Origin of the sequence: Bacillus sp. NTK071, assembly GCF_017303315.1 — a bacterium.
Classification (GTDB): Bacteria; Bacillota; Bacilli; order Bacillales; family Guptibacillaceae; genus Guptibacillus.
In genome coordinates, this window is record NZ_JAFKOI010000006.1 from 50,750 (window position 1) to 62,925 (window position 12,176).

Sequence of the window (12,176 nt, forward strand, 5' to 3'; positions counted from 1 at the left end):
TGAGATAGGAAGCGAATCACCGTAAGGGTAAGCCGCTTTTCAAGATTTGATCAGTTCTCGTTCCGACTTAACTCATTTATTCGCATGGTTATGTGCTTTTCTCGTATGTAAAACCACCTCTTCTTCGTGCAGAAAATTAAGTATGTTAAATATTTTCTTAACGTAATTATAAATGTTATATGATTCGATTTTTATTGTCAAATCAATTAAGTAGACTTTACTAGCGTCGTTTATGGAGGTTTCGTAGAGAATTAATCTCTTCTTTTCATAGACTTAAATCCGAATGATAGACCGTCATGATCCTCACATCTGGTTGAAATAAAGCCACAAAAAAAGAGGACGCATTAAATGCGTCCTCATTGTGTATGATTCATTTCTGATCTTTAGGTAGGAATTCGAAGATCTTACCGCTTCTTATACTTTCAACCAAGTCTTCTAACCAGTGATAGTATGCTTTTGATTCTTCTAACTGATCATAATATGTTTTCGCTTTTGCAACAATTTCTGAAGTGCTGTTGGCATCTTTGATCACTTCTATGAAATCTTCTTGTGCTTCTTCAATGGCTTCCATATTCATCTTGGCTTCGCGTTCCCACATTTGACAATAAAATGCCATGAAGGAACGAAAGAAATTTTTTTCTGCTACGTAAGTATGTTTCCTTGAACCGCGTGTGAACGTTTTTTTCACCATTTTAATATCTTGAAGCCTACGTACGCTTGTACTCATGCTTGGCTTACTCATTCCGAGTTCGGTTCGCATCTCATCAAGTGTCATTTGATCTTTAAAATACATTGTTGCGTATAAGTTTGCAGCGGCGGGAGTTACGCCATATAAATCCATTGTCTCTGCTATCGTGCCAATGACTTTCTCTTTCGCATCTTCTATCTTTAGTTCTGGTCCTTCATTGGGTTCACTCATAGTACAAGTCGCTCCTTCACAAAAAAAGTAAATCAAATTAAATATATATTGAATTTATTTATTAACTTATTGTTGACGTGTTCACATGAAATGTCAATCAAAAGATAATGAATGACCAAATTGAGCTAACTGTTACCCTACTAGTTATTCCCATCATAGTGAAAGTTAAATCTCTTGTCCTAGCTTTGAATTTATTTTGACACAAAAAAAAAGAAGTGTTAACGTTAAATGTGTTAAATAAATTTTTAATAAAGTTAATTACTTCGACATTGGAGTTGATCAATATGAATTTGAAATTAAAACAATACATAGATGGTGAATGGGTTAATGCGAACTCAGGAAATACGCGTTCCATTATTAATCCATATAACCAGGAAGTTATTGCTATTGTTCCTGAAGGTGATGAATCAGATGCGAAAGCAGCGATCGCTGCAGCACGGGAAGCCTTTGATAACGGTGAATGGGCTGATACGCCTGCAACAGAGCGAGGCGCTATCGTAAGAAAGATTGCTGAATTAATTGAAAGAGACAAAGAAGAACTGGCTCATCTAGAATCATTGGATACTGGGAAAACAGTAGAAGAAAGCCGTGGAGACATGGATGATATCGCGGGTGTATTTCGATATTTCGCTGAACTCGCTGACAAAGATGGCGGGGAACTAATCGATTCTCCAGTGCCAAATTCAATAAGTAAAGTGGTCCGTGAACCAGTTGGTGTCTGCGGTCAAATTACGCCTTGGAATTATCCATTACTTCAAGCGTCATGGAAATTGGCGCCAGCACTCGCAACAGGAAATACGTTAATTATAAAGCCAAGTGAAATTACACCTCTCACTCATATAAAAGTATTTGAACTAATGGAAGAAGCGGGAGTGCCTGCAGGTGTTGCAAACCTTGTTCTAGGTGCAGGCGATACGATTGGTGCAGAGTTGTCTAGTAACGTGGATGTAGATCTTATTTCTTTCACAGGTGGTATTGCAACAGGAAAGAAAATTATGCAATCTGCAAGCGCAAATGTGAAGAAGCTCGCACTAGAGTTAGGCGGTAAAAACCCAAATGTTATTTTCGCTGATACTGACTTCGATCTAGCAGTTGACCAAGCATTAAATGGCGTGTTCTTCCATGCCGGACAAATTTGTTCCGCTGGGACAAGACTGATTGTAGAAGAAAGTATTCATGATGAGTTTGTTAACGCACTTGTGGAGCGAGTGAAGAAATTTAAGCTTGGAAGCGGATTTGACGAAGACACTCAAATGGGACCTCTCATTTCAGCAGAGCATCTTGCGAAAGTAGAAAAATATGTTGAAGCGGGAATTCAAGAAGGTGCAAGAGTAGTAGTTGGCGGTAAACGCCCAGAGGATCCTGAATTGCAAAATGGCTTCTTCTACTTGCCTACGATCTTCACAGACTGCACAACAGATATGAGCGTTGTTCAAGAAGAAGGTTTTGGTCCGGTTATTACAATAGAGAAATTCAGCGCCGAGGAAGAAGCGGTAAGACTAGCAAATGACTCGATCTACGGTCTTGCAGGCGGTGTCTTTACAAACGATATTGCAAAAGCTGAACGCTGTGCAGCGAAAATGCGTATGGGTACGGTTTGGATCAATGAATTCAACTTGTATTTCCCGCACGCTCCGTGGGGTGGATTTAAACAATCTGGTATCGGACGTGAACTAGGAAAGCTAGGTTTGGAAGAATACACAGAAACAAAGCATATTTTCCAGAACCTGAAACCAGAAACGATTAACTGGTTCTAAACACACCAACCGATTTTAAGGAATAAAGATGAAACTTAGGCTTAAGAAACTATAAATAAATTAGATAGGAATGATGGGGTTAGGCAATTCTTTTAAATTGTCTAAGTTCCTTTTCCTATGTCAACATCAAGGAGGAACATACTATGACTGAATCATTTGATTATGTAATTGTAGGTGGTGGGAGTGCGGGTTCCGTACTCGGTAACCGTCTAAGTGAAGATGGAAAGAAAAGTGTGCTTGTCTTAGAGGCGGGGCGAAGTGATTATTCATGGGACCTCTTGATTCAAATGCCAGCAGCTTTGCCTTTTCCATCAGGAAAAGATCTCTATGATTGGCAATATGAGACGGACCCAGAGCCATATATGAAAGGTCGAAACATCCCACATGCTCGTGGTAAGGTGCTCGGAGGTTCTAGTTCCATTAATGGTATGATTTATCAACGCGGTAATCCGCTCGACTATGAACGTTGGGGTGGCGACCAGGGCATGGACAGCTGGAACTTTGCTCACTGTCTACCTTATTTCAAACGATTGGAGAATGCTTTGGCTTCACCGGATGATGATCTTCGCGGCCATGATGGTCCAATTAAACTAGAACGAGGTCCAGCTAAAAATCCGTTATTCCAGGCTTTCTTTAACTCTGGTGTAGAAGCTGGTTATTCACGTACCCCTGATGTGAATGGTTTCCGTCAGGAAGGATTCGGACCGTTTGATAAGCATATTTACAAAGGTCAGCGTTTGTCTGCATCACGTGCTTATCTCCATCCAGTTATGGATCGTGAGAACTTAACAGTTAGAACGCGTGCTTTTGTTACAAGCATCGACTTCGATGGTACTCGCGCTAAAGGATTGACATATCGTCGAAATGGTAAGACTCATCAAGTTGAAGCAGGTGAAGTGATTCTATCTGGTGGTGCAATTGCAACGCCACAAATGCTTCAATTAGCAGGAATCGGTGACGCGGAACATCTTCGCTCCGTTGGCGTTAAACCTCTCGTAAATCTTCCAGGTGTAGGAGAAAACCTTCAAGATCACCTTGAGGTCTATGTGCAGCACACATGTCCAGAACCGGTTTCTGAACAGCCAAACCTTAATGTGGCACGTATGCCATGGATTGGCTTGCAGTGGATGCTCAACCGTACGGGCCCTGCGGCGACAAACCACTTCGAAGGTGGAGGATTCGTCCGTTCGAACGAAGATGTCGACTATCCGAACTTGATGTTCCATTTCCTTCCTGTAGCGGTACGTTACGATGGTCAAAAAGCAGATACGAAACATGGCTTCCAAGTACACATCGGTCCTATGTACTCTGATGCTCGCGGATCATTAAAGATTCGCTCGAAAGATCCGAAAGAACATCCGAGCATGGTATACAACTATCTGTCTACTGAACAGGACAAGCGTGAGTGGGTAGAAGCGATTAGAATCACACGCGATATTATGTCTCAACCATCTATGAAAAAATATAATGGCGGTGAAATTTCACCTGGACCTTCTGTGCAAACAGACGAAGAAATTCTTGATTGGGTGAAAGAAGATGCTGAGACTGCGCTTCACCCTTCATGTACTTGTAAAATGGGGCCTGAATCAGATCCAATGGCTGTAGTCGATCCAGAAACGATGAAGGTACACGGTGTTGAAAACCTTCGAGTTGTCGATGCATCTGCCATGCCTTACGTTACAAACGGAAATATCCATGCACCAGTATTGATGTTAGCAGAAAAAGCAGCCGATCTTATCCTTGGACGTAAACCATTGGATCCGATTGATGCCGACTTCTATCGTCACGGAGTACATCCGGCTGATGCGGGGACAGTAACGAAATAACTTACTTTGAGAAGGACTCTATCATCATGTATTTGCTAGTGAGGCATACATGAATGAGAGAGTCCTTCTTTTTTTTGTTTTAATATAAGGTTTCTATTCTATTTCTATTGGTCAATTTCAATATGCCTTATTTTGTAAAACCCATCTTCATCTACAATGACGACATAGTCCTTCGTACGTTCATAGACACTCCATTCTCCGGCAGCGTTCATGAAGTCAAAAACCTCGAAGGTACTAACAATAGCTTGATCTGCTTGTATTTCAATATTGGTCACTTCATTGGAGGTGAAATCGAAAATCATTCCTTGTCCAGCTATTTCATCCATATAATTAGCCATTTCGTAATAGGCGACGCTATCATATAGCAGCATATCTTCAATATAACTGAAGTCTTCATTTTGCAAGGCAATTTCATAGTCTCCTCGAAAATTCAAGATAAAGTCAGATAAACTAGCTTCATCAAATGTAAGGTCATAAGCCTCTTCTTCTTCTTCTTCTAAAGAGTCCTCTTCATAATTTTCCTCGTATTCATATTCATCAAAAGCAGTAAATTCATTATAGAAATGAAAAGTGCTTGTTACTGCATTCTCATCCATCGGTGACTTTGACCAACTCGTTAATAGTTCCATCATTGTATACATTGGAATAGAGAAAGCAATTGAATCATCTCGGGTTAATAAGGCGGAATTTATACCAATTACTTTCCCCGTATTCCCATCTAGCAGTGGTCCACCGCTGCTTCCGGGTGAAACTTGTGCGTCAATTTGATACACATTTTCATATTCGAAGTTCGAAACAAATGAACGGTCGAGACCAGTTAGATATCCGATTGATGCTGTGTTCTCCAAACCTTGAGGACTTCCAAGGGCAATAACCTCTGAACCAATTTCCGATTCCTTCATTTCCATCTCTAAAGGAGGAGAACCTGTTAAGTTATCTGTTTGAATGAGTGCTACATCGTATTGATTTGATATGCCAATTACCTTGCCATTCATTTCTACGCCATTTTGGTCACGCACTAAGACATCGATGTACCCTGCTACAACATGAGCATTTGTCACAACTGTACCGTTCTTCTGAAACAAGAATCCGGATCCCTGGCTATCCGCTGTTAGGATTGTATATACTTTGGTTTGAGCCTCTCGTATGATATCTTTTTTGTCTTTTTGAGTAGCTGCTTTCTGATTAGTAGCCTTCTTTTTCTTCTCAACGGTTTTCGAAGTGTTTGTCTTCGGATCTTTTTCAACTTTTGGTTGTTTTTCTGGTTTAGTAGAGTCAACTTCACTATCGACCTGCGTTGGTGTTATTTCTTTTACTACAGTTTCGTTATTCAATTCTTTATTAAGAACGAAATGATAAATAAAACCTCCACACACCAAAAATAAAGAAAGGATGATACCTGTCATCCACCATCTGTTCTTCTTTTGTTTATTAGTATAAGAGTGACCACATTGGATGCAGAACCGTGCGCTTTCTACGTTTTTTGTCCCGCAATTAGGACAGAACATAGGACTCCTCCTCTTATAATCTTTTTGATTATTATACCTCATCCCAAAGTATGAAGGGTATCTAAATTAGCATATTAAGGAAAAAAAGGAACTGTAGTGAACGCAAATAACATAATAAAAATTCAAAAAGGGCCTGGTATTCATGCACACATGAATACCAGGCCCTTTTTGATTCAGCTTAATTAAAATTCATTACTCTATAATCATGCGAATTTATACAGACGTATTGTGCCCTTTCTTAAAGAACTGATTGACATCTTCTCCTTTTACATTCACAAATACGTTAACGACAAATAGGACGACACTCAATACGAGTAGGTTAGGGAAGATCATTAGTAGAAACATTAGCGAAGTATTGCCTACTAGAAAGAAAGATAACCCAAGCATAAATAATGGTAGCGAGATGTTATATAGCCAGAAATGAAGCTTTGCTAAAAGCGTTTCGGAAGCTTTTGGGAAAAGAATATAAATGACGCCGAACATAGCCATTGAGGCCCATCCCAACAGGTTAAGATGCGCATGGGCACCGGCTAAACTGTGGTCTTTGATTACCTCCATAATCAGTCCCATACTAACTCCAACTAGAAAATAAAGAGCTGCCAATTTAAGAAAAAGTATTCCAACCCGCATTGTGTAATCCTCCTCTTTACAAGTTTTATAGACCGTTTAAGTATATAAAACCACTTTGATCATTATGACGATTTTAATGGGTTAATTAGGAAATTTTGAATCGAGGATGGGGGTTATCGTTGTTGCAGCTTTTTCATTACGAATGGTAATGAACGATAAAAGAAGATCTTTGCTGAGTGATATCACAAAGATCTGCATTTGGTTTTTATAATCAAAAAAAGAGACCTGGCAGTCATCCCAAGTCTATCCGTTACCTATTGTTGTCGAATCAACCAGTAATTACCCGTTGATTCTATCTCGCCGCTACTTTAATCGTAAACGAGGGAAACTGAGCTTTTTCAGCATACGATGCAGCTTCACCAAAGGTGCTGAAGCAAACATCTAACGTGGTACGAACACCGTCTTCTCCAATTACCGTGATCACCCACACAACGATCATCTCCAATTTCATTATTACTTATTCTATGCTCTAAGTACTATAATGTTTGGTGAATTTCGCTAAAATTATACGTGGACTGATAAAAAACTTAAGTTTCGTAGTCATAGTGATTTTCGATCGTACTAAGATACATATGATAAAATGTGAAAAGACTAGTGCGAGAGAGTAAGATCGCCTCAATACGTCATAGAAGGAACGGGTAGTACATGGATATTAAAGTAAACAACAAAATCATCAAAGAAATGTGCGGTACCCTTTCCTTCAAAAGAGGGGAAGCTTATTATCGTTCAGATAAAGTGAAATTTAATACATATGGTGAAAAGGTTTGTAAAGCTACGGTTATAGGTGCAGAAGCTTTTCACATAACAATTGAACAAGGGAAGAATGGTGAGTTAAGGAGGGAATGTACTTGTCCTTCGCTAGCTAATTTCGAAAAGGATTGTCAGCATATTGCGGCTGTTCTACTGGCTATTGATGATTACCAACAACAAGGAATATCTCCACTTGAACAATCAGGTGATGGAGGACTTACTGAGGAATTTATGACGCTTTTTAGCAAGTCAGCCACTTCAACGAGTGGAGAGCAACGCTATTTCGAGAAAAGGACAGTTCTTGACGTTTCGTTTACATGTAAAGCCATTTCTGTTGGACAGGGTCAACACCTGTTTGGAATTGAAATAACCCTTGAACATCAGAAAATAGTTCAGATCAGAAACTTTCTTCTCTGCGTCAAACGAGGACAGCAAATAAAGGTCTCTTCTCACTTTACCTATGATCCTAACATCCATTGTTTTTCTAAAGACACGGATGCGATCATCCAAGCCCTTATTCAAGTCGTTGATGATGAAGAAGCATTTCTAGAATTGATGCCTAATCTGTCTCAATATCAAGATATGAGTCAAACGTTAATGATTTCTCCGTCGTCGTGGAAGCTGCTAGTCCCTATGCTTGAAACTTCACCAGCAAAGCTTGAGTATCTGGAACGCCGTTTCGATCACTTAAGAGTTGTGGAGGGTGCGCCACCTATCCAGTTTCTAATAGATGAGATAAGGGAGGATAATTTCCAATTAACGGTTAAAGGCTTTGATCGTATGCTTGTTATGAACTCATATCGTTCGGTTCTGTGTGACGGTCAAGTTTTTCAGTTGGAAGGACAGGACTGTGATCGATTATTCGAACTTAAGCAAATGCTGCCGTTTCCAGATAAGAACCATATTCCAATTCCGCATAAACATATCAATCATTTTCTCGAAAAAATCGTACCTGATCTGAAAAAAATTGGACATGTTGAACTATCAAGATCGTTAAATCAGCGATTCTTCAAAACTCCACTCACAGCGAAATTGTATCTCGATCGCCTGAGAAACCGCCTGCTTGCTGGACTTGAGTTTCATTATGAAGGTGTCGTTATTCAACCGCTCGAAAGCCGAGATATTCCAAAGGGTCCATTGATCATAAGGGACACTGAAAAGGAAGAAGAGATCTTAAAGCTTATGGATGAAAGTGGGTTTTCAAAGACCGATGGCGGTTATCATATGCAAAATGAAGCCCTTGAGTATGAATTTCTCTATCATCTTGTACCAAAACTCCAGAAAATGGTTCAATTGTATGCCACAACAGCTGTTCGAAATCGGCTTGTGAGAAAGGAAACTCATCCTGCTATTAGGGTGAAGCATAAGAAAAGGGAGCGCACCAATTGGTTGGAGTTCAAGTTTGAAATGGATGGTATTTCAGACAATCAAATTAGAGAGATTTTAGCGGCGTTAGAAGAAAAACGGAAATATTATCGTCTTCGAAATGGGTCTCTCCTTTCCCTCGAAACGAATGAAATGGAAGAAATTCACCGCTTTCTAAATACCGTACCAATTCAGGATGAGGGGTTTGAAGGTAAATGGAATCTACCCGTTTCGAAAAGTCTTCATCTTCTAGATTCCATTGATAATAGTGAGGTTTTCACGCCAGAGGAATCGTTTCGTCAATTTCTTGATCAATTACTTCATCCCGGTAAGTTGGATTTTGAGGTACCGGCGGAGTTAGACCATGTCCTTCGTGATTATCAAAAACGAGGTTTCAAATGGATGAAAACACTTGCTAGTTATGGATTTGGTGGAGTTCTAGCAGATGATATGGGGCTAGGTAAAACGTTGCAAAGCATTACGTATATTGTATCTGAGCTCGCATCTATTCGAGAGCGGAAGAATCCTGTACTAATCGTTTGTCCGTCATCCTTAACGTATAACTGGCTACATGAAATCATGAAGTTTGCTCCAGGCCTTCGAGCAGTTGTGATAGACGGAAATCAATCGAAACGAGAAAATCTCCAACAGAATAGTAAAGAAATGGACGTTGTCATCACTTCGTATCCATTACTTCGTAGAGATCACAAATGGTATGAGAACTATTTGTTCCACACAGTGTTTTTTGATGAGGCTCAAGCATTCAAGAATCCATCGACCCAAACAGCTAGAACGGTTAAACGAATTAAAGCAGATCATCGTTTTGGATTAACGGGAACACCTGTGGAGAATTCAATTGAAGAGCTCTGGTCCATTTATCATGTTGTCTTTCCGCAGCTCTTCCAGGGTTTGAAAGAATATAGCTATCTTACAAGAAAAACAATCGCTCGAAGGGTACGACCATTCTTACTTCGTCGAATGAAAGAAGATGTGCTTGCTGAGTTACCTGCAAAAGTGGAGTCTCTTGAATTAACAGAGCTTTTACCTGAACAGAAGAAGCTCTATGCAGCTTATTTAGCGAAGCTACGAACGGATACGTTAAAGCACCTCGACAGAGATACCATTCGAAAAAATCGTATTAAAATACTAGCTGGATTAACGCGATTACGACAAATTTGTTGTCATCCTTCATTGTTTGTAGACGGTTACCAAGGAAGCTCAGCGAAGTTTCAGCAGCTGCTGAAAATTGTAGAAGAATCAAGACGAGCTGGTCGAAGAGTGTTGATCTTCTCACAATTCACCAAAATGCTTAAGATAATCGGTAAAGAGCTAGCAATGCAAGGTCAACCTTATTTCTACCTTGATGGTGAAACTCCTGCAGAGAAGCGGGTGGAAACCTGCAATCGATTCAATGAAGGTGAAAGAGATATATTTCTTATTTCCTTAAAAGCAGGTGGGACTGGACTTAATTTAACAGGGGCAGATACGGTGATCTTGTATGATCTTTGGTGGAATCCTGCAGTCGAGGAGCAAGCAGCAGATCGCACGCATCGAATAGGTCAGGAAAAGGTTGTTAAAGTCATTAAACTCGTTGCACGAGGTACCATTGAAGAGAAAATGAATGAGCTCCAAGAGAAAAAGAGAGAGCTCATTTCAGAAATTATTGATTCAGAAGAACAAGCTACAGCGACATTAACAGAAGAGGATATTCGTGAGATCTTAATGGAATGATATAGTTTGTAGTTGGGTTATGTAAAAGTACCTGTCTCCTTATGCTAATGTTTTAGCATTGGAGACAGGTACTTTTTTTATTGATTTTCTGTTCCCCATAAATGCATCTGCTCGAGTATTGGCATTAAGCTTTTTCCTCTTTCTGTCATACTGTATTCTACCTTTGGCGGAATGGTATCGTATTGGGTGCGATTAATGAAACCATCCTCTTCCAATTCTTTTAACTGTTGAGTCATGACTTTGTGAGTGACGCCGGGGAGTAATTTACGTAATTCACTATATCGAAGCGTTCCTTCAACTCCTAAATGCCATAAAATAACGGTTTTCCATTTGCCACCGATTTTCTTTAGGGTATATTCGATTGAACATTTTAGTTTCCCGTTCTGATCTACAGGAGAATTCATGTTGATTCGACTCCTTACTTACCTTTTGGATAGTATCGCACAAAAAAGTGCGTTCTTACATACTGACTTAATACTAAGTATAATGATGCTGTGTTAGAAGATAGTAATAATCAAGGAGGAGTTCAACACTATGTTAACATATCCAAGAAGTTTTTCTCATATCGGACTATCGGTTCCGAATCTTGAAGAAGCGATTACATTCTATACAGATGTATTTGGTTGGTATATTTTAATGGAGCCTTCTGATGTCAATAATGACGATACTCCAATTGGTCAAATGTGCCGTGACGTCTTCGGAAACGATTGGGATACGTTTAGAATTGCCCACTTATCAACAGGAGATAAAATTGGAATCGAAATGTTTGAGTTCCCTGAAAACGAGAAGCCAGAAAACAACTTTGAATATTGGAAAACTGGAATCTTCCACTTCTGTATCCAGGACCCTGATATTGAGGGTATCGTAAAGAAAATAAAGCAGCATGGTGGAAAGCAGCGCATGCCAATCCGTGAATACTATCCAGATGAAAAACCATTTAAAATGGTTTATGTAGAAGATCCATTTGGTAACATTTTCGAGATTTATACGCATAGCTACGAATTAACTTATTCTGAAGGTGCTTATTAAGTTTTTCATGTGATTAGGCTCTTTTAGTATAAGCTCACATTGTTGATTTCTCGATTTTTGGCTCATTAACATGATGAATTAAATAATGAGAAAACTCAGTAAATTACATTGACAAGTTACCGATTCGGATTTATCATAAGCTTTAACAATTTAATCAAGTAATAACTTCTTATCCAGAGAGACGGAGGGACTGACCCTACGATGTCTCGGCAACCAGCGTTTAACGCCCGGTGCCAATTTCAGAGGAATGCTTTTGTTCCGAAGATGAGAAGGACGTTATACGAGGATATTTATGTATCGTGATAACGCCCCTTCTTGCTTCGTGAGAGCAGAAGGGGCTTTTTTGTTCGATTATTTTGTTGGTAAAAGAAAAGAGAAGAGGTGCTGCAACACCTCTTCTCAGGGACAATTAATGATGTGACACGCGACAATGACGGACACACCAGATCATTATAGTTACTTTATCATGATCTCTAAATGTCCGTCTACTTACGAAGGGAGACGGTTTCATATGTCGAAGAATTTAGAATTTGCTTACTGGGTACCAAATGTGAGCGGAGGACTTGTTGTTTCAAAGCTTCCACAGAAAACGGATTGGACCTTTGAGGCTAACAAGCGTTACGCAAAAATAGCAGAAGAATCGCTTTAGCGTAGCAGTAGA

Annotated in this window: 9 protein-coding genes, 1 pseudogene and 1 riboswitch; of the genes and pseudogenes, 5 read left to right on the forward strand and 5 right to left on the reverse strand. The window is 39.7% G+C overall.

Features of this window, described 5'->3' with window-relative positions:
* Positions 1 to 370 precede the first annotated feature (370 nt).
* The gene (gene cudC, locus JI666_RS11590; protein WP_206891936.1) at positions 371 to 919 is read right to left on the reverse strand and encodes a choline uptake/conversion transcriptional regulator CudC; all 549 of its coding nucleotides are present in this window, start codon (positions 917 to 919) and stop codon (positions 371 to 373) included.
* 284 nt (positions 920 to 1,203) lie between these two features.
* Here cudC and betB point away from each other — a divergent pair, with 284 nt between their 5' ends.
* Positions 1,204 to 2,676, forward strand: a complete 1,473-nt coding sequence (gene betB, locus JI666_RS11595; protein WP_206891942.1) for a betaine-aldehyde dehydrogenase — start codon at positions 1,204 to 1,206, stop codon at positions 2,674 to 2,676.
* A gap of 143 nt (positions 2,677 to 2,819) precedes the next feature.
* Entirely contained in the window at positions 2,820 to 4,502 is a 1,683-nt protein-coding gene (gene betA, locus JI666_RS11600; protein WP_206891944.1) for a choline dehydrogenase, read from the forward strand.
* Between the two features lie 104 nt (positions 4,503 to 4,606).
* Here the strand turns inward: betA and JI666_RS11605 are convergent, their stop codons facing one another.
* The 3 genes from JI666_RS11605 to JI666_RS11615 form a co-directional block, all read right to left on the reverse strand.
* Entirely contained in the window at positions 4,607 to 6,010 is a 1,404-nt protein-coding gene (locus tag JI666_RS11605) for a trypsin-like peptidase domain-containing protein (protein WP_206891946.1), read from the reverse strand.
* Positions 6,011 to 6,223: 213 nt separating this feature from the next.
* Positions 6,224 to 6,640, reverse strand: coding sequence for a cbb3-type cytochrome c oxidase subunit I (locus JI666_RS11610; protein ID WP_206891948.1), 417 nt, complete (start codon positions 6,638 to 6,640; stop codon positions 6,224 to 6,226).
* Positions 6,641 to 6,932: 292 nt separating this feature from the next.
* Positions 6,933 to 7,091, reverse strand: a complete 159-nt coding sequence (locus JI666_RS11615) for a hypothetical protein (protein ID WP_206891950.1) — start codon at positions 7,089 to 7,091, stop codon at positions 6,933 to 6,935.
* Positions 7,092 to 7,285: 194 nt separating this feature from the next.
* On the opposite strand from JI666_RS11615, the gene JI666_RS11620 reads away from it, so the two are divergent.
* The gene (locus JI666_RS11620) at positions 7,286 to 10,486 is read left to right on the forward strand and encodes a DEAD/DEAH box helicase (RefSeq protein WP_206891951.1); all 3,201 of its coding nucleotides are present in this window, start codon (positions 7,286 to 7,288) and stop codon (positions 10,484 to 10,486) included.
* A 77-nt stretch (positions 10,487 to 10,563) separates the two neighbouring features.
* On the opposite strand, the gene JI666_RS11625 is transcribed toward JI666_RS11620, so the two are convergent.
* A complete protein-coding gene (locus tag JI666_RS11625; protein ID WP_206891952.1) occupies positions 10,564 to 10,890 on the reverse strand; it encodes a winged helix-turn-helix transcriptional regulator in 327 nt (108 codons plus the stop codon).
* A 130-nt stretch (positions 10,891 to 11,020) separates the two neighbouring features.
* On the opposite strand from JI666_RS11625, the gene JI666_RS11630 reads away from it, so the two are divergent.
* Positions 11,021 to 11,515: a lactoylglutathione lyase family protein gene (locus JI666_RS11630; protein ID WP_206891953.1), complete on the forward strand. Its 495-nt coding sequence runs from the start codon at positions 11,021 to 11,023 to the stop codon at positions 11,513 to 11,515.
* A gap of 166 nt (positions 11,516 to 11,681) precedes the next feature.
* Positions 11,682 to 11,786: riboswitch (SAM riboswitch) on the forward strand.
* A gap of 240 nt (positions 11,787 to 12,026) precedes the next feature.
* A pseudogene (locus JI666_RS11635) lies at positions 12,027 to 12,155 on the forward strand (dimethylsulfone monooxygenase SfnG); the annotation flags it as partial.
* Positions 12,156 to 12,176 lie beyond the last annotated feature (21 nt).